Origin of the sequence: Streptomyces sp. NPDC096132 (assembly GCF_044763345.1) — a bacterium.
Taxonomy (GTDB): domain Bacteria; phylum Actinomycetota; class Actinomycetes; order Streptomycetales; family Streptomycetaceae; genus Streptomyces.
Genome location: NZ_JBIWGA010000013.1, coordinates 251,697 through 275,854 on the forward strand (window position 1 = coordinate 251,697; position 24,158 = coordinate 275,854).

The 24,158-nt window shown below is 72.5% G+C and carries 18 protein-coding genes and 2 pseudogenes; 9 read left to right on the forward strand and 11 right to left on the reverse strand.

From position 1 onward, the window contains the following. Nucleotides 1-266 precede the first annotated feature (266 nt). Nucleotides 267-1,205, reverse strand: a complete 939-nt coding sequence (locus ACIRF9_RS29545; protein ID WP_403828167.1) for a diiron oxygenase — start codon at nucleotides 1,203-1,205, stop codon at nucleotides 267-269. 119 nt (nucleotides 1,206-1,324) lie between these two features. On the opposite strand from ACIRF9_RS29545, the gene ACIRF9_RS29550 reads away from it, so the two are divergent. After that, nucleotides 1,325-2,188 (forward strand): hypothetical protein, encoded by an 864-nt coding sequence (locus ACIRF9_RS29550; RefSeq protein WP_403828169.1) that lies wholly within the window; start codon nucleotides 1,325-1,327, stop codon nucleotides 2,186-2,188. Nucleotides 2,189-2,225: 37 nt separating this feature from the next. On the opposite strand, the gene ACIRF9_RS29555 is transcribed toward ACIRF9_RS29550, so the two are convergent. The 7 genes from ACIRF9_RS29555 to ACIRF9_RS29585 all read right to left on the reverse strand — a co-directional run bounded on the left by ACIRF9_RS29555 (nucleotide 2,226) and on the right by ACIRF9_RS29585 (nucleotide 9,489). Next, a complete protein-coding gene (locus ACIRF9_RS29555; protein ID WP_403828171.1) occupies nucleotides 2,226-2,756 on the reverse strand; it encodes a DUF3291 domain-containing protein in 531 nt (176 codons plus the stop codon). 44 nt (nucleotides 2,757-2,800) lie between these two features. Then, complete coding sequence (locus ACIRF9_RS29560; protein WP_403828173.1) at nucleotides 2,801-4,258, reverse strand: peptidoglycan D,D-transpeptidase FtsI family protein; 1,458 nt, start codon at nucleotides 4,256-4,258, stop codon at nucleotides 2,801-2,803. 79 nt (nucleotides 4,259-4,337) lie between these two features. Next, nucleotides 4,338-5,711, reverse strand: coding sequence for an FtsW/RodA/SpoVE family cell cycle protein (locus ACIRF9_RS29565; RefSeq protein ID WP_403828175.1), 1,374 nt, complete (start codon nucleotides 5,709-5,711; stop codon nucleotides 4,338-4,340). A gap of 53 nt (nucleotides 5,712-5,764) precedes the next feature. Next, the gene (locus ACIRF9_RS29570; protein ID WP_403828177.1) at nucleotides 5,765-6,688 is read right to left on the reverse strand and encodes an SH3 domain-containing protein; all 924 of its coding nucleotides are present in this window, start codon (nucleotides 6,686-6,688) and stop codon (nucleotides 5,765-5,767) included. Between the two features lie 70 nt (nucleotides 6,689-6,758). Beyond that, a complete protein-coding gene (locus ACIRF9_RS29575; RefSeq protein WP_403828179.1) occupies nucleotides 6,759-8,036 on the reverse strand; it encodes an ATP-binding protein in 1,278 nt (425 codons plus the stop codon). After that, nucleotides 8,033-8,824, reverse strand: coding sequence for a hypothetical protein (locus ACIRF9_RS29580; RefSeq protein ID WP_403828180.1), 792 nt, complete (start codon nucleotides 8,822-8,824; stop codon nucleotides 8,033-8,035). The genes ACIRF9_RS29575 and ACIRF9_RS29580 overlap by 4 nt, the downstream gene beginning before the upstream one ends. 155 nt (nucleotides 8,825-8,979) lie before the next feature. After that, nucleotides 8,980-9,489, reverse strand: a complete 510-nt coding sequence (locus ACIRF9_RS29585; protein ID WP_403828182.1) for a protein phosphatase — start codon at nucleotides 9,487-9,489, stop codon at nucleotides 8,980-8,982. A 118-nt stretch (nucleotides 9,490-9,607) separates the two neighbouring features. Here ACIRF9_RS29585 and ACIRF9_RS29590 point away from each other — a divergent pair, with 118 nt between their 5' ends. Further along, the gene (locus ACIRF9_RS29590) at nucleotides 9,608-10,411 is read left to right on the forward strand and encodes a nuclease-related domain-containing protein (protein ID WP_403828184.1); all 804 of its coding nucleotides are present in this window, start codon (nucleotides 9,608-9,610) and stop codon (nucleotides 10,409-10,411) included. Nucleotides 10,412-11,462: 1,051 nt separating this feature from the next. On the opposite strand, the gene ligD is transcribed toward ACIRF9_RS29590, so the two are convergent. Beyond that, entirely contained in the window at nucleotides 11,463-12,353 is an 891-nt protein-coding gene (ligD, locus tag ACIRF9_RS29595; protein ID WP_403828186.1) for a non-homologous end-joining DNA ligase, read from the reverse strand. Between the two features lie 79 nt (nucleotides 12,354-12,432). On the opposite strand from ligD, the gene ACIRF9_RS29600 reads away from it, so the two are divergent. Beyond that, entirely contained in the window at nucleotides 12,433-13,518 is a 1,086-nt protein-coding gene (locus ACIRF9_RS29600) for a Ku protein (RefSeq protein WP_403828188.1), read from the forward strand. A gap of 370 nt (nucleotides 13,519-13,888) precedes the next feature. Here ACIRF9_RS29600 and ACIRF9_RS29605 read toward each other — a convergent pair whose 3' ends face one another. Together ACIRF9_RS29605 and ACIRF9_RS29610 are read right to left on the reverse strand one after the other, a co-directional pair. After that, nucleotides 13,889-15,256 (reverse strand): acyltransferase, encoded by a 1,368-nt coding sequence (locus ACIRF9_RS29605; RefSeq protein ID WP_403828190.1) that lies wholly within the window; start codon nucleotides 15,254-15,256, stop codon nucleotides 13,889-13,891. A gap of 115 nt (nucleotides 15,257-15,371) precedes the next feature. After that, on the reverse strand, nucleotides 15,372-17,303 hold the full coding sequence (locus ACIRF9_RS29610) for an SMI1/KNR4 family protein (protein WP_403828192.1): 1,932 nt from the start codon (nucleotides 17,301-17,303) through the stop codon (nucleotides 15,372-15,374). A 76-nt stretch (nucleotides 17,304-17,379) separates the two neighbouring features. On the opposite strand from ACIRF9_RS29610, the gene ACIRF9_RS29615 reads away from it, so the two are divergent. The 6 genes and pseudogenes from ACIRF9_RS29615 to ACIRF9_RS29640 all read left to right on the forward strand — a co-directional run bounded on the left by ACIRF9_RS29615 (nucleotide 17,380) and on the right by ACIRF9_RS29640 (nucleotide 24,040). After that, nucleotides 17,380-17,598: a DUF6336 family protein gene (locus ACIRF9_RS29615; RefSeq protein ID WP_403828194.1), complete on the forward strand. Its 219-nt coding sequence runs from the start codon at nucleotides 17,380-17,382 to the stop codon at nucleotides 17,596-17,598. Between the two features lie 204 nt (nucleotides 17,599-17,802). Beyond that, nucleotides 17,803-19,041, forward strand: a complete 1,239-nt coding sequence (locus tag ACIRF9_RS29620; protein WP_403828196.1) for an MFS transporter — start codon at nucleotides 17,803-17,805, stop codon at nucleotides 19,039-19,041. A 482-nt stretch (nucleotides 19,042-19,523) separates the two neighbouring features. Then, nucleotides 19,524-21,278, forward strand: a complete 1,755-nt coding sequence (locus tag ACIRF9_RS29625) for a beta-galactosidase (RefSeq protein WP_403828198.1) — start codon at nucleotides 19,524-19,526, stop codon at nucleotides 21,276-21,278. A 161-nt stretch (nucleotides 21,279-21,439) separates the two neighbouring features. Next, nucleotides 21,440-22,123: pseudogene (locus ACIRF9_RS29630) on the forward strand (beta-galactosidase); the annotation flags it as partial. 153 nt (nucleotides 22,124-22,276) lie between these two features. Beyond that, nucleotides 22,277-23,500 (forward strand): annotated as a pseudogene (locus ACIRF9_RS29635) (RNA-guided endonuclease InsQ/TnpB family protein). A 177-nt stretch (nucleotides 23,501-23,677) separates the two neighbouring features. Then, nucleotides 23,678-24,040, forward strand: a complete 363-nt coding sequence (locus tag ACIRF9_RS29640) for a hypothetical protein (RefSeq protein ID WP_403828200.1) — start codon at nucleotides 23,678-23,680, stop codon at nucleotides 24,038-24,040. Nucleotides 24,041-24,158: the final 118 nt, after the last annotated feature.

Here is a 24,158-nt window from a genome sequence, read left to right on the forward strand (position 1 = left end):
CCGGTGGTCCGGTCGTCGCCGGGTGCGGGTCCGTCGTGGCTGGTCGCGCAGTTTCCCGCGCCCCTTGGGTTGGGCGGCTTGCGGCTTGCGGCGTTGCCAAGTCGCCTCAGCTGCCGGCGCTGCCGGGCCGTCCTGGCTTGCGGCGTTGCCAAGTCGCCTCGGTGGCCCCCTTGGCTGCGGGCAGTCGTGCCGCTGGGGCGGCACGGGTGGGCGCGGCGGCACCCCGCATGCGCGGGTGAGCGGTCCCACCCCCGGCCGGCCCCGGGCTACGCCAGCAGCCCCGAGGACCTCCAGAGTCGTCGGCCGACTCCCCGCAGTACACCGATGTCGTCCAGGAAGTCCGTCAACCGCTTCGCGCCCGTCTGCATGACCTCGCGCCGGTGACCGCTGGCCTTCACCTGGGCCATGGCCTGCCGTTTGTCCAGGCCGACGTTGGTGTAGACGTCCGGATTGACGAAGGCCACCGAGAAGATGCGGGCGAACTCGCCGGAGGTGACCCGGGTGAACTCCTGCGACCACTTCGGCGCGGTCAGCATCTGGCGGCGGAGTTCCTCACGGGCGTACCGGACATGGCGGGCCTCCTCCACCACGTGGATGCGGGTGACGCCCCGGATCAGGGGCTGCACGCGCTCGTCCGGGAAGGTCAGCCGCTGCATCCAGTCGAGGACCTCCTCGCCGAGCAGCGTGGCCGTGAAGGAGCCGGGCGTGGTGGAGATCGTCTTGAACAGCCGGCCCATGTTCTGGTGGACCCGGCTCACCGGGTACCAGGGCGTACCGCCCTGCGCGATCAGCCGGGCGAACATCTTCGAGTGCCGGCACTCGTCCTCGATCTCGGTGAGCGCGTACCGCACATGCGCGCTCGTCGCCGCCTTGTCGTAGATGTGCCGGACCAGCAGCTGCATCAGGATGATCTCGAACCAGATCCCCAGCGAGGCCAGCGCCGCCGCCTCGTGCCGCGACAGCAGGATCCGCTGCTCCTCGCCCATCCGCTTCCACAGCGGCGTGCCGTACAGCGACACCAACTCCGGCGGCCAGAACCACTTGCCCTCCTCGAAGGGCGCGTCCCAGTCCAGCTCCTCGTCGGGGTCGAAGGAGTGCCTGGCGGAGGACGCCAGCAGCCGCTCGGCCACCTGCTCCCGGTCCTTGAGCAGGCCCAGCGCGTCCCGCAGTCCGTCCAGCGCGTCGGCATCCGTGAGGGTCGTCATGGCTCTTATGAGACTGCTTGTCAGCAAGACCGTCAATCCCCCGGGTGGGACTTCTCGTCCCGAAGGCGTCCCGAAGGCGTCCTGAAGGCGCTGTCACACCCATGGAGTAACGTGCTGACGTGTCCACGCCTCCGCCGCCGCAGAACCCCTACGGCCCCCCGAACCCCCAGGGTCCCCAGAACCCTTACGGGCCGCCGGCCCCGCAACCTCCGCAGGGTCCGTACGCCCCCGGCCCCTACGGGCAGCAGGCCCCGCCGCCGTACGGGCATCCGCCCGCGCCGCAGCAGCCGCAGCCGTACGGCGCCCCGTACCCTCCGCCGCCCTACGGCTGGGCCCCGCCGCCGAAGAAGAGCCGGACCGGGCTGATCCTCGGGATCGTGGGCGGTGTCTTCGGCCTGGTCGTGGCGGGCGTGGTGGCGCTGGTGCTGATCGGTGTGAAGGTCGAGGGCGGCTTCCCGGACGCCGAGTACCGGCTGACCCTGCCCAAGACCCTCCTCGACGGCCGCTACGACCTCACCCAGGACCTCTCCGACACCCAGGGCGAGGAGATCGAGCAGGAGATGGACGGCGCCTGGGACGCCAAGGTCACCGACTCCCAGGTGGGGCAGTACGGCCTGGGCGGTGACGACACCCAGGGCGCGCTGCTGGTCTCCGGCATGTACGGCCGGTTCCAGAACACGGACGACAACCGCGACGACATGCTGAAGGGCGTCGGCGAGGCCGACGGCCTCACGGTGGCCGTCAAGCCCAAGGACTTCCGTCCGAACGGCTCGGACACCACGGTCACCTGCGAGGTGGTCACCCAGACGGAGGCCGGTACGACCCTGACGTACCCGGTCTGCGCCTGGGTGGACGGCAACACGGCGGCCGTGGTCGCCGAGATCACCGCGGCGAACATCGCCCAGGACCCCGCCGAGGTCGACCTGGAAGCGGCCGCCGAGACGACGCTCAAGGTCCGCTCCGAGACCCGCAAGCCGCTCTAGGCCTCCGGGGCTCGCGAGGACTCGCGGTCCGGGCCGCTCAGACCGAGCAGCCCAGGTCCTCCGGCACCGCGAAGCTCACGGGTTCCGCGCCCTGCGCCGGGAACGACGTGCGCAGGGTGAAGGCGTACGGCGTCGGGCCGTTGGTGCGCAGGTGCAGCAGCCGGGCCTCCGCCTCCGCGACGGTGGGGCGGTGGCCGGCCGGCACCCACCACAGGGTCGCCATCGCCTCCCGCACCCGCTCGAACCACTCACGCCGGCGCGAGAGCATCTCGCGGTGGCGGCCCTGGTACATGTACGCGGTCAGGGCGTTGGTGTCCCGCCACACCGACATGTTGACGATCAGCCACTCGTCGCCGAAGACCTGGATGTCGGTGGCGTCACCCTGCTCGGACTGGAGCCGCCAGACGAAGCCGTCCGCGGTGTCGGCGTCCGCGTTGACCGGGTCCAGCGCGTCGACGAAGTCCTTCAACTCCGGTGAGTCCAGCGGGAACCTGAGGCGGGCGATGTTGACCTGGGCGAGTTCGAAGGCGGCGGATTCCGTGGTCTTGGTCCTCGTGGCGTCAGTCATGCGCGAACGGTAGGACGGACCTGTCTCCTCCGGAACCCCCCGTCTCACGAAGCGAGCACCGCCTCCATCACCGCCCTCGCGATCGGCGCCGCCACCCCGCCCCCGGTGATCTCCCCGCGGTTGGCCGACCCGTCCTCCACCACCACCGCCACCGCCACACTCGGCTCGATGTCCCGCTCGCCCCGCGCCCAGGAGATGCACCAGGCGTACGGCGTCCCGGCGTTGCCGAGGCCGTGCTGCGCGGTGCCGGTCTTGGCTCCGACCCGCGCGCCGGGGATCGCCGCCCTCGCTCCCGTGCCCTCGCGCACCACGTCCTCCATCAGCTCCTGCAGTCGTACGGCGGTCGAGGGATACATCGCCTGCCGTGCGGAACGGGAGCCGGCCGTGGCCACCGTGGCGCCACCCCGCCGCGTGGTCCGCTCCACCAGGTACGGCTCGCGCACCTGGCCCCCGTTGGCCACCGCCGCCGACACCATCGCCATCTGCAGCGGAGTGGCCCGGGTGTTGTACTGCCCGATCGACGACAGCGCGAGCTGTGCCCGGTCCAGCGAGGTGTCGAAGGTGCTGGTGGCCACCGAGAACGGGATCCGTACGTCCGTGTCGTTGAAGCCGAACGCCTGTGCCGTGCGCGACATCCGGGCGAGCCCCACGTCCACGCCGAGCTTCGCGAACACGGTGTTGCACGACCACTCGAAGGCCTCCCGCACCGGAGCGTCCGCGCAGCCGTCGCCCGAGTTCGTCAGACGGGTCGTCGTCCCCGGCAGCCGGTACGGCACCGGCGAGTCGGTCGGCTCGTCCAGGTCCGTGACCACGCCCGCGTCCAGCGCCGCCGCCGCGGTCACCACCTTGAAGGTCGACCCCGGCGGATAGGTCTGCCGCACCGCCCGGTTCAGCATCGGCTTGTCGGGATCGCCGTTCAGCCGCGCCCAGGCGGCTTCGGCGCCCGGGTCGTTCCCGGACAGCAGGGAGGGGTCGTACGACGGACTCGACACCAGCGCGAGCACCCGCCCCGTCGCCGGTTCCACCGCCGCCACCGCGCCCTTGCGGCCGCCCAGTCCCTCGTACGCGGCCTGCTGCGCACGGCGGTCGAGGGTCGTGACGACGTTCCCGCCGGCTGGGCGGCCGCGCGTCACGTCGTTCCACAGGGGGAACGGCGAGAGCATCGGGTCCAGGCCGGAGAGCACGTCGTCCTCGGCGTGCTCCAGGAACGTCGTCCCGTACTCCTGGGAGGCGAATCCGGTCACCGGCGCGTACAACGGCCCGTCGCGGTACGTCCGTTCGTAGCGCAGCTGCTCGCCGGTGTCCCGGGAGCCGGTGACCGGCGCGTCGCCCACCAGGATGTCGCCGCGCGGCTGGCCGTAACGGGCGATGGGCTCACGGCGGTTGGCCGGATTGCCGTCGTAGGCAGCGGACCGGACGACCTGGACGCGCGCGGCGTTGACCAGGAGCGCCAGCAGGAGCAGGGCGCAGAAGACGGCGGCGTGCCGGATGTGCCGGGTCACTGCGGGACCTCCCGGGTCGTGGGGTGGACCTCCCGGGTCATGGGGTGGACCTTCCGAGCCGTGGGGTGGACCTCCCAGGTCATGGGGTGGACTTCCCGTCGTAGTGCCGCCGCGCCGAGTCGCTGACCCGGATCAGCAGCGCCACGATCGCCCAGTTGGTGACGACCGACGAGCCGCCCTGCGCCAGGAACGGCATCGCCATGCCGGTCAGCGGGATCAGCCCGGTCACGCCGCCCGCGATCACGAACACCTGCAGCGCCACGATCGAGGCCAGGCCGACGGCGAGGAGCCGGCCGAAGGGGTCGCGCAGGGCGAGGCCGGCCCGGTAGCCGCGCTCCACCAGCAGGCCGTAGAGGAGGAAGAGCGCCGACAGGCCGGCCAGGCCCAGCTCCTCGCCCGCCGTCGCCAGGATGAAGTCCGACTTCGCGGCGAAGCCGATGAGAATGGAGTGGCCGAGGCCGAGTCCGGTGCCGAGCACGCCGCCCGCGGAGAAGGAGAAGAGCGACTGGGCCAGCTGGTTGGGCCCCAGGCCCGCCTCGATCGACGCGAACGGGTGCAGCCAGTCCTCGATCCTGCTGTGGACGTGCGGTTCGAGCCGGCCGACGGCCACCGCGCCGAGCGTCGCGAGCAGCAGCCCCACCGCGATCCAGCCGGTGCGGCCGGTGGCGACGTACAGCATGATCACGAAGAGGCCGAAGAAGAGGAGGGACGTGCCCAGGTCCCGTTCCAGGACCAGCACGCCCACGCTCAGCAGCCAGATCGCGACGATCGGGCCGAGGACCCGGCCGGTCGGCAGCTGTATGAACCAGATCCTGCGGCCCGCGTACGCCAGTGCCGTGCGGTTGGCCGCCAGGTACGCGGCGAAGAACACCGCGAGCAGCACCTTCGCGAACTCGCCCGGCTGGATGGAGAACCCGGCGATCCGGATCCAGATCCGGGCGCCGTTCACGGCCGGGAAGAAGATCGGCAACGTGAGGAGCGCGAGCGCGGCGACCACGCTGACGTACGCGTACCGCTGGACGACGCGATGGTCGCGCAGGGCCGCCACGACCAGGATGAACAGCGTGATGCCGAGGGTGGACCACACGAGCTGCGTGGGCGCCGCCCGGTCGCCGGGTGTCTCCAGGTCCAGTCGGTAGATCAGCACCAGGCCGATGCCGTTGAGCAGCACACCGATCGGGAGCAGCAGGGGGTCGGCGTAGGGGGCGCGCAGGCGCACCGCGAGATGCGCCAGCAGCGCGAGCACGCCGAGCCCGGCGCCGTAGCCCGCGGCGCCGGGTGGAAGGGTGCCGTGCCGGGCGAGACCGACCGCGCAGTAGCCGTACACCGACAGCAGGACGGCTACGACGATGAGGGCGAGTTCGATGCCACGGCGGCGGGGGAGGCGTACCACGGGGGCGGGCGCGTCGGCCGAGGCGATCGCGGTCGCGGCTCCGACTCCGGCTCTCGTCATGTCCGGAACCTACCCAAATGAGGCTCCTTGTGAGCCTTGGATGTTTTTTCGTGTCAGCACCAGCGCGGCGCCTCGCCGATGTTGTCGATGTGGCGCGCCGCGGCCCAGGACCAGGTGCCGTCGGCGATGAGGTACCAGAGGGGGTTGCCGTCGACGCGCTGGCCGGAGGTCTTGCAGAAGATCGAGACGATCTGGCCGCGGTGGACGGCCCGGATCCCCTGGCTGCCCTGGGTGGGCCTGCTGCGCAGGAGGAGCTGGTTGGCGGTGACACGGCCGCGGTAGAAGCGCTGGTTGTTGTGGTGGCCGCCTTGGTCTCCGTTGCCGAAGCCGTCGCCGCCGAATCCGCCTTGGCCGCCGAAGCCGCCGAATCCGCCATCGCCGCCGTTGCCGAAGCCGCCGTCGCCGCCGAATCCGCCGCCGTTGCCGCCGAACCCGTCGTTGCCGCCCTGGCCGCCGAAGCCGCCGTTGCCGTTACCGAAGCCGCCTTGGCCGCCGTTGTTGTTGCCGCCTTGGCCGCCGTTGCCGTTGCCGAAGCCGCCGTTGCCGCCTTGGCCGCCGAATCCACCGTTGCCGTTGTTGTTGCCGCCGTTGTTGTTGCCGTTGCCGCCCTGGCCGTCATTGCCCCCTTGGCCGCCGTTGCCGCCGTGACCGCCGTTGCCGCCCTGGCCGCCGTTGTTGTTGCCGCCCTGGCCGCCGTTGCCGCCTTGGCCGCCGTTGCCGTTGCCGCCTTGGTTCTGCCAGTCGTTGCCCCCGCCCGTATTGCTGCCGTTGTCGTTCCAGCTGCTGTTGGCGTTCCAGTCTCCGTTGTCGCCCTGACCCCCCTCGTCCCAGTTGCTGGAGCCGGTGTTGCCGCCGTTGTTCCCGCTCCCGTTCCAGTCGCCTTCGGCGGTGGCGTGGGTGACGGTGGCCCCGGTGACCAGCGCGCCGACGGCGGTCGCCATGGCGAGGCGGTTGAGGGCGCTGCGGCGCAAGGACATGGCGATACCTCCACGAAGAGGGTGAAGCTGACTTATCGCCACATTAGGAGCGGTTCGCGCGTGCCGCCCGTCACGCTGCGCCATCGGGGAGGCCGTCCCCGTCCGGAGGTGTCTGAGGGAGCGTCAGAGTGGCCAGCGCCCCGCCCTCCGTCGCGTTGGCGAAGTCCAGCGCCGCCCCCAGGACCTCCGCCTGGCCGACCGCGATGGTCAGCCCGAGCCCGTGCCCCTTCGCCCCGCCCTCCGTACGGAACCGCTGCGGCCCGTGCGCGACGAGGTACTCCGGATAGCCGTCCCCGTGGTCCCTTACGGTGACCACCGGCCCGTCCACCGTGAGGACGACGGGCGCCCGCCCGTGCCGGTGCGCGTTGGCGACCAGATTGCCCAGCACCCGTTCGAGCCGCCGCCGGTCGGTCTCCACCCGGGCGTCCCGTACGACCCTGATCTCCGTGTCGGTCCCGGACGCCCGCACGGCCCGCCGGGCCAGCGCGCCCAGCTCCTCGGCGTCCAGCTCCAGCCGCTCCCGCCCGGTGTCGAGGCGGGAGATCTCCAGCAGGTCCTCGGTCAGCGTGCGCAGCGCGGCCACTCGGTCGCGCACCAGCTCCGTCGGCCGCCCCGGCGGCAGCAGCTCGGCGGCCGCGTGCAGCCCGGTGAGCGGGGTGCGCAGCTCGTGCGCCACGTCGGCGGTGAAGCGCTGCTCGCTCAGCAGCTTGCCCTGGAGGGTGGCCGCCATGGTGTCGAGCGCGGCGGCCACGGCGGCCACCTCGTCCTGGGGCCGGCCCGGCTGCTTCGTACGGGGGTCGTCGACCCGTGCGTCCAGATCGCCGCCGCTGATCCGCCGGGCCACCTGCGCGGTGGTGTGCAGCCGCCGGGTCACCCGGGTCACCGCGAACGCGCCGACCAGCAGCGTCGCCCCGATCGCCAGCCCCGAGGACCACAGGATCGCGGAGTCGAGCCCCTCGATGGTGCGGGCGCTCTGCAGGTAGTCCACCCGGACGGCGAGGGCCCGTTCCCCGTCGGCGGGACCGGCCGCCCACATGGTGGGGCGTCCCTGGTAGTCGGAGACCATCGTGCCGCGCTCCCCGGCCAGCGCGAGCGTCCGCAGCGACGGGGGCAGCCCCGGTGGGTCGACGCCCACGCCCCAGCCGAGGGTGTCCCCGGCCTCGAACGCCTTCGTCGCGTCCTCCAGCCGGGACAGTGCCAGGTCACGGGCCTGGCCGACGGTCTGGTTCGTCACCGACACATGGACGAGGACACCGAGCAGGGCGGCCAGCGCACAGCACATCACCGTGATGAACACGGCGGCCTTCACGGCGAGCGGACCGGCCCACCGGGGGAGCGCGATCCTCATCGGCCGCTCGCGGAGGGGTCGGGGGAGGCCCATGGGAGGGAACCGGAAGCGGAACCGGAGGCGGATGGGGACGGCGACGGGGAGGGGGAGCCGGACGGGTTCGCGGAGCGCCGCGGACCGCCGGTGCGCAGCATCTCGTCGTGCGTCAGCAGCATCGCGTGCTGCTGCTGGTCCCAGGTCCACTGCAGGCGGTACTCGTAGCCGGCCACCTCGGAGGGCGCGCGGATGATCACCGACCGGTCGGCCAGCTCGACCCCGCTCACGGCATCCTCGTAGGCCATGACCTGCACGAGCTTCTGGCCGCGGACCGTGTACACGCGTACGGCCGTGAGGTTGCCGGGCAGCTGGCGGAATCCGAGCGTCATGTCGTCGTGGCCGTCGCCGGTCAGATCGCGGTAGTACGCCTTGAGGACGGGACACGCGCGCCCCGCCTCCCCGCTCCTGCCGCAGTCGGCCATCCGCCGGGCGGTCTCGTCGTACGCCCCGGCGCTGTAGTCGCCCGGGGTCGCGGCTATCTCCGCGCGGACGACCGCCACCGGATCCACGGTGCGGATGTCCCCGCCCGGCACTGTGACGCCCTTGACCACCTCGGTGTCCACCTCGCCGATCTCGAAGGCGGGGCTGGAGGCGGGGGTCAGATCCGGCCAGAGCCGGTCCGGGCTGACGGCGGTCGGTGTGGCGCCCGCGCCCTGCAACCCGCCCGCGTCACCGCAGGCCGCGGCCGCCGAGGCCAGCAGGGCGGCCACGGTGACGGCGAGGGCGGTGCGGGTGGGGCGGCTGGGCGGCACGGGACTCCTGAGGTGCATGAGGGTGCGAGAGCCCGTACACCTTATTACTAATTAGTAGGGAAGTCCTTTTTGTGGACCGGGTAGGAGTGGATGAGCGGGAGTGGATGAGCGGGGGCGGATGAGCGGGGGCGGAGAGAGGAAACGATTGTGCATGGTCACTCCGCCAGCTCCTCCAGCAGTCTGGCCGTCGGCAGCCCCGCCTGCAGGTACTCGACGAACAGCTCGTTGTGCAGGGCCCACGGCGAGCGCCGCGACCGTATCAGCCGGATCGCCTCGTCGGCCGGGTGCCCCCGGCGCATCAGGGTGTGGGCGACGACCAGCCCCGAGCGGTTGTACCCGCTGTAACACCGGACGAGGACGCTCCGCCCCTCGTCCAGGGCCTCGCCCGCGGCCTGCGCCAGCCGGATCACGCCCGCGAGCTGGGTGCCGTCCAGCGGGCCGTCCGGAATCGGCCACACATGATGGACGACACCCGGGTCGGGTCCGTGTCCGGACCGGGCCGAGGTCAGTGTCTGGACGAGATCGAACTCGTCCCGCACGACGGCGAGCGCCGGCTGCCCGGCGGGCCCCCGGTACTCGTGCCCGCCCATCCACAGCCCCGGCACGATCTCGTCCCACGGACGGTCCGGAGCCGGTACGTCGGGTTGCTTCCTGCGGGTCCGCAACGGCGCCTCCCCACGCGCGCTCCCTGAGCCCTATGACCTGCCCAACTCCTCCCCAAGGTAACCGCCTTCTTGCCCTTGCAGCACCCCGCCTGTTCCCATGGTCGTGGGGTGATGGTGCATGACCGGACTGCGCGTGATACCCACCTGGCGGCATGGCCAGGAACGGCTCTACGTCTGTCTCACGGACGGCAGGAACATCGCCTGGTACGACCGTGAGGCGGCAAGGATCAACCTGCTCGCCGACGACCGCGAGGAGGACGTACTCGAAGCCCTCGGCCCCTTCCTGACCGGCCCGGTCACGGTCGGCCCGCCTCCCGTGCCGACCCCCGCCGAACTGGCCCGCCTCACGCTCCACCCGGACGACGACCTGGCCCCCAACCGCCCCGGCGAGGCCCTCCTGGTCGCCTTGGACCGCGATCCGGGCCCCGCCCACCGCCTCCGGCCCGACCCGCGCCGCCATGCGCTGGCCGCCGAGCAGACCATCGGCGAGGCCCTGGACCGCCTCGACGGCGCCGGCTGGCACACCCTCCACTCGATCCCGCTCCCGGGCGGCGACCGCGTCCACCACCTGGCCATCGGCCCCGGCGGCCTCTTCTCCGTCCACGCCCTCCACGCCCGCAAACAGCGGGTCCGTATCGCCGACCCCCTCGTCACCCTCGGCCGCCGCGATCCACAACCACTGCTCCGCCGCCTCCGCAGCGACGCCGGCCGCGTCTCCCACGCCCTCACCGCCGAGGTCCACCCCGTCCTCGCCCTCGTCGGCCCCTCGGGCGTGACCTTCACGGCGGCCCCCCGCGAGGTACGCATCCTCACCGACACCGAGATCGACGGCTTCGCCCGCCTGGGCGGCATCCTCAAACCAGCAGACGTCGAGGCCCTCCACGCAATGGCCCGAGACCGCAAAATCTGGACCGACGTGTAGCCCCCAGCTGCTTCACCTCGAGCCGCCCCGGCGCTGCGGGCGGGGCTGTCGCCGTCCCGAGCCCCCCGCTCACCGGTCGGGGGCTCGGCCTGTCGGTGCTGGCTGGGGTGTTTAGGGCCCGTCCGGTGTCTGCGGGCGGTGTTTGTGCCGTCCAGAGCCGCCGCCCGCCCGTTGGGGGGCTTGGCCTGTCCACGTCGGCCGGGGTGTGTTGTGCCGTCCCGAGCCCCCGCCGGCCTGTTGGGGGCGTTGCCTGTCGGTGTTGGTGGGGGTGGGGGTGTATAGGGCCTGTCCGGGGTCTGCGGGCGGGGCTCGTGCCGTCCCGAGCCCCCACCCACCCGTGGGAGGTTGGCCTCTCGGCGTCGGCCGGGGTGTGTTCAGCCTGTCCGGCGTCTGCGGGCGGGGCTCGTGCCGTCCCGAGCCCCCACCCACCCGTGGGAGGTTGGCCTCTCGGCGTCGGCCGGGGTGTGTTCAGCCTGTCCGGCGTCTGCGGGCGGGGCTCGTGCCGTCCCGAGCCCCCACCCACCCGTAGGGGGCCTCACCTGTCAGTGCCGGCCAGGTGCACTCAGCCCGTCCGGCGTTTGAGGACGAGGCCCGTTCAGGGCCGAAGGGGGGTCTGGGGGCGCAGCCCCCAGTGGGGTGCAGGGGCGAAGCCCCGCTGGGGCAGGGACGGCGTCCCGCCGGGTGCAGGGGCGGAGCCCCTGGTGGGGTCGAAGGGGCGGAGCCCCTGGGGGACGGGAAGGGTAAGGGCGGCGGGGGCGAGGTTGCTCGGGGTAGGGGCCCGGCGGGGCGAGGTTGCTCGGGGTAGGGGCCCGGCGGGGGCGAGGTTGCTCGGGGTAGGGGCCCGGCGGGGGCGAGGTTGCTCGGGGTAGGGGCCCGGCGGGGGCGAGGTTGCTCGGGGTAGGGGCCCGGCGGGGGCGAGGTTGCTCGGGGCAGGGGCCCGGCGGGGGCGAGGTTGCTCGGGGCAGGGGCCCGGCGGGGGCGAGGTTGCTCGGGGCAGGGGCCCGGCGGGGCCAGGTTGCTCGGGGCAGGGGCCCGGCGGGGGCCAGGTCGCTCAGGGCAGAGGGCCGGCGTGGGCCGGGTCGAGGAGGGGCGCCAGCAGATCTCCCCGCTCGCGGACCCGCACCGCCACATCCCCCGCCCGCAACTCCACCCGCTCAGCCGCCCCGGACTCCACAACCTCCCCCACCTCCTCCCAGCTCACCGGCGCCGACACCAACGGCTCCGCCCGAGCCCGCAGCGTGTACGGCGCGGCCGTCGTCTTCCGCGCAGCGTTCTGGCTCCAGTCCACGAACACCTTCCCCGCCCGCAGACTCCGCGTCATCCGGTGCAGCACCAGCCGAGGCATCGCCCGCTCCGCCTCCACGGCCAGCCGCTTGGCGTACTCCGTGACCCGTCCGGAGGACGCCCCCCGCACCGCCGCCAGCAGATGCAGCCCCTTCGACCCGGACGTCTTCGCGTACGCCTCGATCCCGTCCGAAGCCAGCCGCTCCCGCAGCCACAACGCGACCTCGCAGCACTCCACCACACTCGCCGGCGCCCCGGGATCGAGGTCGAAAACAAGCCGGTCGGCCTGTTCGGGGTCCTGAACCACCCACTGGGGCGTATGGAACTCGGTCACGAGATTCGCCGCCCACACCAGACTCGGCAGATCCTGCACGACCACCATCCGGGTCGGCCCCTCCGACCGCGGAACCTCGGCCGTCGTGACCCACTCGGGCGTCCCCGGCGGCACGTTCTTGGCGAAGAAGACCTGCCCCTCGGGCCCGTCCGGATAGCGCAGAAAGGACAGCGCCCGGTCACGCAGATGGGGGAGCAGGACGTCGGCGACCGTGACGTAGTAGTGCAGCACCTCGCCCTTGGTGAAGCCGGTCGCGGGATACAGCACCTTCTCCAGATTGCTGAGCGCGAGCCTCCGCCCCTCCACCTCTGTGATCGGCGTCATACGATGAGAATCACACGAAACCGGCACAAATTTCCCGTGCCGACGACACCGGACACGACGGTTCAGGAGGACGCTGCCCGTGCGATCCATATGGAACGGTGCCATCTCCTTCGGCCTCGTCAGCATCCCGATCAAGCTGGTGAACGCCACCGAGAGCCACTCGATCTCCTTCCGCCAGATCCACACCGAGGACGGCGGCCGCATCCGCTACCGCAAGGTCTGCGAGCTGGAGGACCGCGAGGTGAGCTCGGCGGAGATCGGGAAGGGGTACGAGGACGCGGACGGCACGATCATCCCGATCACCGACGAGGACCTGTCCCACCTGCCGATCCCGACCGCGAAGACGATCGAGATCGTGGCCTTCGTGCCGGGGGACCGGATCGACCCCCTCCAGATGGACGCCGCGTACTACCTCCAGGCGGGCGGCGCCCCCGCCGCGAAGCCGTACACCCTGCTCCGGGAGGCGCTGAAGCGCAGCAACAAGGTCGCGATCGCCAAGTACGCGCTCCGGGGCCGTGAACGCCTGGGCATGCTCCGTGTGGTCGGCGACGCGATCGCCATGCACGGCCTGCTCTGGCCGGACGAGGTCCGCGCCCCCGAGGGCGTCGCCCCGGACACCGACGTCACCGTCCGCGACAAGGAGCTCGATCTCGCGGACGCCCTCATGGACACCCTCGGCGAGGTCGACCTGGACGACCTGCACGACGAGTACCGCGACGCCGTCGAGGAGGTGATCGCCGCGAAGGCGGCCGGCGAGACACCCCCCGAGGCCCCCTCCCCGCCGTCCGGCGGCAAGGTCCTCGATCTGATGGCGGCCCTGGAGAACAGCGTGCGCGCGGCGAAGGAGTCGCGGGGCGAGGAGACGGAAGCCCCCGAGGAGGCCGAGGTCAGACCCCTCCCGGAGCGCAAGGCGGCGCGTACGTCCCCCAAGGAGACGGGCGGCAAGAAGTCGACGTCCACGGCGAAGAAGACGACGGCGTCCTCCGGCTCCGCGAGGAAGTCGACGGCGAGGACGGCCAAGACGGCGAAGTCGGCCCAGAGCGCGAAGAAGACGACGGCGTCGAAGAGCACGGCGGCGAAGAAGACCACCGCGAAGAAGACCGAGAAGACCGCCGCGAAGAAGACCACGGCGAAGAAGACGACACCCCGCAAACGCACGGCCTGACCCCGCCCCCTGCATTCCCCATCCGGCCCCCGCATCCGGCAACGCCCCACCCCCACCCCGACTTGACATCCCGCCCCACCCGCCCCGAGCCTCTCGACGTCATGAACGGCTGTCGCCCGAGAGGTGGTTGATGTCGCAGGCGCGCTTCGACCGAAGAGTCCGCACACTGGTCGAGGTCCGCGGCGGCCCCGACGACTGGGAGGAGGCGGAACAGCGCTTCCAGGCGCACGGCTGGCCGGTGCGCGGCTCCTCCCCGGCCGGGCAGGACCCGTACGGCACGGGCCTGGACCCCGACCCCGAGGCCACGTCCTCGGCGCTCTCGGCGCCCTCAGCCCGAAGGACCAACCTCACCGTGCGAACGCCGCGACCCTCAAGCGGCCTCCTCCAACGCACCCTCCACCGTCACCGCCCGAGGCGCACGCACCCGCCCCGGGAACAGCACCATCCCCGTCCCCAGCGCCAGCCCCACCGCGGCAGCGAGCGGAAAACGGCCGCCGTACGCGAAGCCGTGCCCGGCGAAATACGTCAACGCCCAGACACTCACCCCGATCCCCGCCCACAGCCGCCAGGCGGCAACTCCCCTAAGCCCGGCCTCGGGCCGCACCCGCGCGCCCAGCACCGCCAGCCCCCGCTCCAGCGGCCGCAGCGCGGCCACGACGCCCCCCAGCACACCCCCGAGCACCAGCAGCCACGGCACCCGCAGCGCCCACCACCCCACCGAGCCGTACGCGGGCTGGGGCGCGAGGCCGGTCAGATAGAAGGCGCCGGCGACCATCAGCACCGGCACCATGTGCCACAGGTACAGCGTCATGCTGGCGGCCCCCAGCCCCCGCACGGCCCGCCACACCGCCGCCCGCTCCAGCACCCGTCGCACACCGGGCGCGACGAGCAGACACAGCCCGACCTGCGCCACCGCCCAGGCCAGCATGGCCACCGACGGCGGATTGGTGTTGCTGGGGTCCTGCCCGGTCACCAGGATCAGACTCACGGGAAAGGGCCCGAGCCCGACGAGCAGCGCGAAACCGCCCCCGCCCACCGCCGCCATCGCGACGGGCACCACCCGTCTCCCGCGGCGCCCCTCACCCCCGCCCAGCAGCCCGTCCCGCCAGCAGAAACCGAGCTGATAGACCACACCCCACACGAGCAGGTAGTTGAGCGCCCCGAGTGCCTCGACGGCCCCGGCGTACCGCCCCTCGTCACCCAGGACCAGCGCCGTCCCCACCCCGAGCCCGACGACGCCCATCCCGACCGGAACCCGTAGCCCCCACCGCCGGTGCAGTCCATGCAGTGCCGGAGTCAGGGCGCTGAGCAGCAGATACACCGGCAGGAACCAGAACTGCATCGCCATCGCCCACCCCACCAGCGCGAGCGTGCCCGGATCCACACCGACCCCCGCACACACCCCGACGGCGAGCAGCACGAGAGCGCTGTACGCGGCCACGGGCAGCAGCAACCGCACCGCCCGCTGTCCCACCCACGCCGCGGCCGTCCCACCGCCGGCCCGGGCCCGCACCCACGACCCGCTCGCCGCGTACCCCCCGGCGAGGAAGAACAGCGGCATGATCTGGAAGCCCAGCGTCAGCCACTGCGTCCAGGGCACGCTCGCCAGCAGCTCCGGCGCCGTGATCCGGCCGTCCGGATGCCGGATCAGCCCAGTGATCAGCCAGTGCCCGAGCACCACGAGCAGGATGGCCCACGCCCGCAGAAAGTCGACGTACCGATCCCGACTGCTGTCCATGCCCAGATGCTCCCGCCCCTTCAACTCCCCGACACCGAACCACCCATGTCGCAACCAACCCGTGCCCGGCCCGACACCACCACCGCCGCTACCGCTCCGCCCACCGCCACGCGCGCTAATCCTCCCGCGCCGCGCCCCGGGACCGTACGAAGCGCAGGACGGCGATCCGCTCACCCGGCTCCGGGGGCCGGGTCCAGGACCGGGTCGTGAAGGTGTGCGCGCGTCCCTTGGTCAGGGCGAATCGAGGCAGCCCGACCCCGAACTCACCCGCGACGGCGTCCAGCAGACCCGCCTCGCCCGAGCCGCCGCTCCCGAAGAAACGCTCCGGATCGAGCGAGCCGGGTATGGCCCCCTGCCGGTCGGCGATCTCGTCCCTCAGGACGGTGAACGCGTACTGCTCCTGCCCGCCCCGCGCCACGGAGAGGTGGAAGACGCCCGGCCGTCCGGCATGCAACGCGGGGGAACTCCACACCACCACCGCCCGACGACCTTCCCTCCCGCCTCGCGAGGCGTCGACGGCCGGTGATGCGAACCGCTGGGTGTTGAAGGGCTGGGGCCGGTCGTCGAAGGCGAAGCTCCAGTCGTCCCCGGCGAGACCGACCGCCGCGATCCCCCGGTCCTCCCAGACGGCGGCGTCCTGGCCGGTGCCGCGCCCCGCTCCGAAGAGCGTCTCGAACCGGCTCTCCGGCCCCCGCAGTTCACCGTCGGCCTCGGCCCCCACGAGGCCGGGCAGCTCCTTCGGCCGGACCCCCTCCACGAGCACGAACCGGTACCCGGCCTGAAACTCCCCGGTCCGGCCGGCCTCGACCAGCCATGCCAGCCCGGGCGGGTCGATGTCGGGCGCCGCCGCGGGAGCCTCCCCCCGCTCGCCGGCCCGCGGAGTGGCCAGCAACTCCAGCCCCCGCTCCCGTATCCCGCAGACCGGACCGAGGACCGGATCCGCGAGCAACCCGACCGGCGCCAGATGCTCCGGCCCTCGGGGCCGCCACAGCGGCAGCGCGGCCCGCAGGACGCGCCACGCCTCGTCGCCCCGCCCCCAACGGGCCTGCTCCCGTGCCTCGTCCACGGCCTGCCCGAACTCCCCGCCGGGGGAGTACCGGAACGTCCCCTCCCGCACCTGCGCGAGCACGCTGTCGCCCAACTCCCGCACGGACTCGTCCGCCCCGGGCAGCCACATGCCGCTACCGCGACCGTCCCCGCGGCGGTCCCGCACCTGCTCGGCCGCGAGCACGGGCAGCAGTTCGGGCGCGTACACCGGATCGGTGGCGAGCGGCCCGAAACCGGCCATGTACGTACGCCCCGAGAGGCGCCGGATCTGGTCGCACATCCCCCTCGCCCGCGGTCTGCCGTACGCCATCGCCCTCGTCAGCGTCGCCTCGGCCTGCTCGTACCGCCCGCGCAGCGCGTCCAGGCGGGCCTCCTCCACGGAGGCGTCCACCGCGCGCGTCGTGTCGTTGACGAACGCCTCGCCCAGATCGCCCGCCCGCTGACAGTGGAACTCCTGGTGCATCGCCTCCATGAACTCCCGGAAGGAGCCGTACCGTTCGGGTGGCGCGGCCCGCCAGTGAGCCCACACGTAGACGGCCCACTCGCCGGACTCGTCGATGTCCCCCGGGTCCATCAGCACGTACGTCGCGTCCGACTCCACGTCCAGCCGGAGCGACCGCTCCCACATCCCCGCGCGGAGCACCTCCTCCGGCGTGGAGTCCTCGGTCAGCTCCTCCCGCTCCGCCTGCGCGAGCCCCGCCGCGTCCTCATGCCAACGGGCCTGCTCGGTTCCCGCGAGCACCCACACGAACCCCCCGGCATACCGCCACCCGTCACTCACCTCCACAAAGGCGCGGTACGAAGGCGGCAGCCGGCACCCCAGCCGCTCCTCGGCAGCGGCTGTCCGTGCCGAGCCGGCCCCCTCGAACCCCAGCCAGCGCTCCCGCCGGGACACCTCGTCCAGCTCCCCGCGCGATCGCTCCGGCTCCCAGGCATCCGCCCACTCCCCGCTCCAACGCCCCAGAAACTCACGCCAGTCGAACCCGCCCGTCTCCACCATGCCCCCATGCTGGCACCCCCCACTGACAACGCAGCGTGACCAGCCAGAACACCGACCAGCAGGCCAGGGTGCCGGAATGAGCACCGTGCCCGAGGTCCGCGAACCCCGACTGCGGCTGGGCGGCATCATCCTGCGCGGCCTGCTGCCCGGCCTGAAGGCGATTCCCGCCCTCCTCGCCGTCACCCTCCCGATCGCGGAGCACGACTCCCGCCGCGAGTTCCTCGGCCTCACCGTCGGACTGGCCGCCTCCGGGACTGGCGCACCATCAAGAGCCAGACCGACAGCTACGCCGTAGCGAGTCCTAGGTGTTTCATCACGTTGAGTGATCAGGGAAAGGAAGGCTGACCCGTAGAAGCGATTATCGAGCCGCGGGCGGCCGGCCCCGGCGATGTTTGTCCGGCCATCTTGACGCCGTGAATGTTACCGGTAACATCGACGCTCGTTCGGAGCATCACACCCCTGCCCACACCGCCGTGGGCCGTCCGCCCCTGGAGCCCGCGTGACCGATCACTCCACGCAGCAACGGCGCACCCCGCCGAAGCCGGGTGTCCCGGACGCACCCGCCGCCGTCCCTGCCGTCTTCAGTACCCCCGCCGTCGTCGCCTCCTGTGTGGGCTTCGTCCTGATCGGCGTGCTTCAGGCCCTCTACGGACCCGCGATCCCGGCCCTGCGCGAGGAGTTCGGGCTCTCACCCTCCGCCGCCGGGCTCGGCCTGAGCGCCCATTTCGTCGGCGGGGTCGCGGGTGTCCTCCTCTTCGACCGGCTGTACGGCCGGATCGGCAACCGGCGAATCCTCGGCACGTCGTACCTCCTGATGGCCATCGGCGCGGCAGCCTTCGCCCTCGCCCCGAACTGGCCCCTCGCCCTCACCGCCGCGCTCCTCGCGGGCGTCGGCTTCGGCGGCATCGACTACGGCCTCAACCAGCTCTTCGCCGTGGGCTTCGGCCACCGCTCCACCGCGATGCTCAACATCCTCAACGCCCACTTCGGCATCGGCGCGATCCTCGGCCCCGCCCTGATCGGCACGGCCGGCGCCGACCGCTACCCGACCGTCTTCCTGGCCTTCGCGCTGACCACCCTCCCCCTCCTCCTCTGCCTACGAGGAGTGAGCGACCACACCCCCCACCCCACCGCCCCCCGGACGGCCACCCCCGCCAGGACCCGCGCCCTGCGCTCCGTACTGGCGGTCTTCGTCACCCTCTACGTCCTGCACGTGGGCATCGAGGCAGGCGTCGGCGGCTGGGAACCCACCCACCTGGAAACCGCCGGCTACAGCGCCGCCATGGCCGCCACCGCCACCTCCGGCTACTGGCTGATGATGACCGTCGGCCGCTTCCTCGTCGCCCCCCTCGCCCTGCGCTTCTCCCCCCAGACCATCATCACCGTCTCCTGCGCCGGCATGACGGCCTCCCTGCTCCTGGCCGCGATACCACCCCTCGCCCCCTACGCCTACGCCGCCGTAGGCCTCTTCATCGCCCCGATCTTCCCCACCGGCCTCCCCTGGCTCCACCGGGCCGCCCCGACCGCCCGCCGCGCCGGCGCCCTGGTCATAGCCGCCTCCATGGCCGGCGGCGTGGCAGCGGGCCCCTCCCTCGGCAAGGTCATCGAGTGGTCCGGCGTCAACGCCGTCCCCCTCCTCCTGTCAGCCATCTCCGCCACCTGCCTGGCAGCAACCCTCTGGCTGACCCGAACAACACGCACGCCGACGACCCCTGAGCACACGAGGACGGCCCTCTAGGAGAGGGCCCCAGCAGACCCGCACCCGCCCTTCCCCAGGGAGGGGCCCATGCACCCGCACCCGCCCTCCCCCAGGGAGGGGGCCACGCACCCGCACCCGCCCTCCCCCAGGGAGGGGGCCATGCACCCGCACCCGCCCTCCCTGGGGGAGGGGGCCATGCACCCGCACCCGCCCTTCCCCAGGGAGGGGGCCATGCACCCGCACCCGCCCTCCCCCAGGGAGGGGTCCACGTACCCGCACCCGCCCTCCCCCCAGGGAGGGGCCCACGCACCCGCACCCGCCCGACCACGGGAGCGGGTCGTGGCGGTGCGTCGCAGCCCGTCGCTTACTTCGTCTCTGCCCCGTTCAACTGTGGCAGCGGGCAGCAGTACGCCCAACGCGCGACGGGCTCGACGCACCGCCACGACCCCGACCCACCCCCAGGCAGCAGGCGCACCCAAGAACCCGCGCGTCACCATCCCACTCCCGCAGAAGGAACCACCATGCCCGCCCTGACCACCACCCCCGACGGCTTCCTCCTCCACGGCACCCCCTTCCGCATCCTCTCCGGCGCCCTCCACTACTTCCGCGTCCACCCCGACCAGTGGACCGACCGCCTCCGCAAGGCCCGCCTGATGGGCCTGAACACGGTGGAGACGTACATCCCCTGGAACCTCCACGAGCCCACCCCCGGCACCCTCGACCTGGACGGCCTCCTCGACCTCCCCCGCTTCCTCCGCCTGGCCCAGGCGGAGGGCCTCCACGTCCTCCTCCGCCCCGGCCCCTTCATCTGCGCCGAGTGGGACGGCGGCGGCCTCCCCTTCTGGCTGACCGCCGACCCCGACATCCGCCTCCGCACCAGCGACCCCCGCTTCACCGGCGCCGTGGACCGCTACCTCGACCTCCTCCTCCCCCCGCTCCTGCCGTACATGGCGGCGGCGGGCGGCCCGGTCATCGCCGTACAGGTGGAGAACGAGTACGGCGCCTACGGAGACGACACCGCCTACCTCAAGCACCTGGAGAGCAGCCTCCGCTCCCGCGGCATCGAGGAACTCCTCTTCACCTGCGACCAGGCCGACGGCGACCACCTCGCCCACGGCACCCTCCCCGGCGTCCTCGCCACCGCCACCTTCGGCAGCCGGGTGGACCACCACCTCGCCCGCCTCCGCGAGGCCCAGCCCGAAGGCCCCCTGATGTGCTCGGAGTTCTGGATCGGCTGGTTCGACCACTGGGGCGGCCCCCACCACGGCAGGGACACCGCCGACGCGGCCGCCGACCTCGACCGTCTCCTCTCCGCGGGCGCCTCCGTCAACATCTACATGTTCCACGGCGGCACCAACTTCGGTTACACCAACGGCGCCAACCACCACCACGCCTACGCGCCCACCATCACCTCGTACGACTACGACGCCCCCCTCACCGAGAGCGGCGACCCGGGCCCGAAGTACCACGCCTTCCGCGAGGTGATCGCCCGTCACGCCACGGTGCCGGCCGAACCGGTCCCCTCACCGTCACCCAAACTCCCGCACACGGAAGTGGAGTTGACCCACCGGCTCTCGCTGTTCAGGCGACTCGGCCACGAGGGCACGCGCTCGATCGATCCCGTCACCGCCGACGAGCTGGGCCGGCGCGCCGGATACGTCCTCTACCGGACCACCATGTCCGCCACCGGGACCGGCCTGCTCCACTTCGAGGGCGGAGTCGGCGACCGCGCCCAGGTCTTCGTGGACGGCGCCCCCGCAGGCGTCCTCGAACGCGAGCGCTACGACGAGACACTGCCCGTCCACGTCCCCCGCCCCGGCGCGGTCCTGGACGTACTCGTGGAGAACATGGGCCGGGTCAACTACGGCCCCCGGATCGGCGTCCCCAAGGGCCTGCTCGGCCCGGTCACCTTCAACGGCGAGGCCCTGCGGGGCTGGGACTGCCACGCCCTGCCCGTGGACGAACCGCCCGCGATCGCCTTCGGCCCGGCGGACACGCCCGCCTCGGCCCAACCCGCCTTCCACAAGGGCACGTTCGAGGTGGCCGAGCCCGCCGACACCTTCCTCTCCCTCCCCGGGTGGACCAAGGGCCAGGCCTGGATCAACGGCTTCCACCTGGGCCGCTACTGGAACCGCGGCCCCCAGCGCACCCTCTACGTCCCGGCCCCCGTCCTGCGCCCCGGCTCCAACGACCTGATCCTCCTCGAACTCCACGGCACCACCACCCCGAAGGCCCACCTCACCGACACCCCGGACCTGGGCCCGGCGAAGTCCTGACACAGCCAACGACGCAACCCGCCCCTCCACCCCATCCCCTCCACCCCCGCCCGGGGCAACCCGCCCCTCCACCCTCCACCCCCCGCCCGGAGCAGCCCGCCCCTCCACCCCCGCCCGGAGACCCTTGATGCCGCACCACCACATCCGCGTCCCCACCCCCTCCGCACCCCCGCTCACCCCCGCTCCGAGGCCACCTCCCCTTCTCCGACGCCCCGTCCGCCCCCGACCCCATCGAAGTGACCAGTCGCGGGCTCACCCGCGGCGGCCGCCCCTGGTTCCCCGTCTCGGGCGAGTTCCACTACTCCCGCTACCCGGCCCGGGAGTGGGAGGAGGAGCTGCTGAAGATGAAGGCGGGCGGGGTGACCGCCGTGGCCTCCTACCTCATCTGGATCCACCACGAGGAGACCCAGGGGCACATCCGCTTCGACGACAACCGCGACCTGCGCCGCTTCGCTCACCTCTGCGCCCGCCACGGCCTGGACTTCATCCCCCGCGTCGGCCCCTGGTCCCACGCCGAGGTCCGCAACGGCGGTCTCCCCGACTGGGTACTGGCGCGCACTGCCGCGCCCCGCACGGACGACCCCGCGTACCTGACCGCCGTACGCCCGTGGTGGGAGGCGATCGCGGCGCAACTCGCCGGTCTGGACCGGGCGTCCGGCGGCCCCATCGTCGCGATCCAGATCGAGAACGAGCTGTACGACCAGCCCGGCCACCTCCTGACCCTGAAGCGCATGGCCCAGGACGCCGGCCTCGTCGCCCCCCTCTGGACCTCGACGGCCTGGGGCGGGGTCCAGCTCCCCGGCGACGAACTGCCCCCGCTCTACGGCGGCTACCGGGATTCATTCGCAGTGCCCCGGCCTTCAGGCCGGGGGTGAAGTGAATCGTGTGGTTGCGTCGCGGTGGCGTTCCGGCGGTGCCGGACCCTGCTTCGTGACGGTGACGGGTCGCTCACACGTTCCCGGTGACGACGTGGGTTCGACTTGCCTAGTGTGATCGTCATGCAGCTCCGGTACGCCTTCAGGTTGTACCCCGATGCCGCTCAGCGGGCCGCGCTGGCCAGGGCGTTCGGGTGCGCCCGTGTCGTTTTCAACGACGCGGTGCGCGCCCGTGAAGACGCCCGCAAGGCTGGGCACCCGTTCCCGACGGCCGGTCAGCTGTCCACGCGCCTGATAACCGGGGCCAAGCGGACAGCCGAGCGGTCCTGGCTGGGCGAGGTCTCCGCGGTGGTGCTCCAGCAGTCCCTGTAGGACGCCGAGACCGCGTACCGCAACTTCTTCGCCGCCCTCAAGGGAACCCGCAAGGGCCGAAGGCTCGGGCCGCCCCGCTTCAAGTCCCGCAAGGACGGCCGGCAATCGATCCGGTTCACCGCCAACGCCCGCTGGAACATCACCGACAGCGGCCGTCTGAACCTGCCGAAGATCGGCGCGGTGAAGGTGCGGTGGTCCCGCACGCTGCCCACAACACCCACTTCCGTGACCGTCGTCAAGGATGCGGCCGGCAGATTCTTCGCCTCCTTCGTCATCGACACCGACCCCGCCGCCGACCGGGCACGGATGCCCGCGACCGACCGCACCATCGGCATCGATCTCGGCCTCACCCACTTCGCGGTCCTGTCCGACGGGACGAAGATCGACTCCCCGAGGTTCCTGCGCCGGGCGGAGAAGAAGCTGAAGAAGGCCCAAAGGGAGCTGTCCCGCAAGCAGAAGGGATCGAAGAACCGGGCCAAGGCCCGCCTCAAGGTCGCCCGCGCCCACGCCAAGGTGGCCGATGCGCGCCGTGAGTTCCACCACCAGCTCTCCACCAGGCTGATCTCCGAGAACCAAGGGATCGCCGTGGAGGACCTGTCGGTGGCGGGACTGGCGCGCACCAGGCTGGCCAAGTCCGTGCACGACGCCGGATGGGCCTCGTTCGTCAGCATGCTGGAGTGCAAAGCGGAACGGTACGGCCGCGCCCTGGTCAAGGCCGGCCGGTTCGAACCGACCTCCCAGACCTGCTCCACCTGCGGCGCCGTGGACGGACCCAGAGCCCTCAACGTCCGGGAATGGACCTGTACCGCCTGCGGCACCGTCCACGACCGGGACCACAACGCCGCGATCAACGTGAAGACGGCCGCCGGACTGGCGGTATCGGCCTGCGGAGCGCAGGTAAGACCAGAACCCGTTCTGGCACAGCGCGAAGAAACAGGAAGCCATGGATTCGAGACCGGAAACCGTGCGGCGTAGCGGCACAGCCTCCAGTCGAGAAGGCCAGAATCCTCGCCCTTCAGGACCCCGTTGCTGGGTCCTTCAGGGCGAGGAGCATGTCAATCCGAGGCGTTCTGGACGGAGAGGCCGACGGCGGTTGGCCCGACACCAGCAGCAAGCACTTCTTCTCCGCCCGCCGGGTCCTCCGCCCGCCCCATGACCGGGGTCCTGGGCCGCGCGAGCGCCCCGGACGACGAGCCCTACGACTCCGTGGCGGCGGTGTACCGGGTGGACGTCCCCGGGGATCTCCCCGAGGGCACCCTCCTGCGTCTGCACTGGACGGGTGACGCCGCGCGGGCGTACGTGGGGGAGCGGTTGGTGGCCGACCAGTTCTTCGCGGGCCGCCCGTGGGACCTGGCCCCGGACCGGCTGCCGCCCGGGGAGCCGGTGCTCCTGAAGCTGCTGCCGCCGGCCGCCGGGGCGAAGGTGTTCGCGCCGGGGGAGGCCCCCGTGGGCGTGGCGGAGGTGCGGCGCGCGGAGTGGGTGACGCGCCGCAGGTGGACGCTCGGCCGGACCTGACCCCGTCGAGCGGGGGCGCGGGGCGTGCTGTGGGTTGCCGGCATGGGCCGCCTGTGGCGGACCTGGCCCGTTCCGCGCACCCCGTCCGGCCTATCCTGTGGGTCCGCCGGGCGGGGCA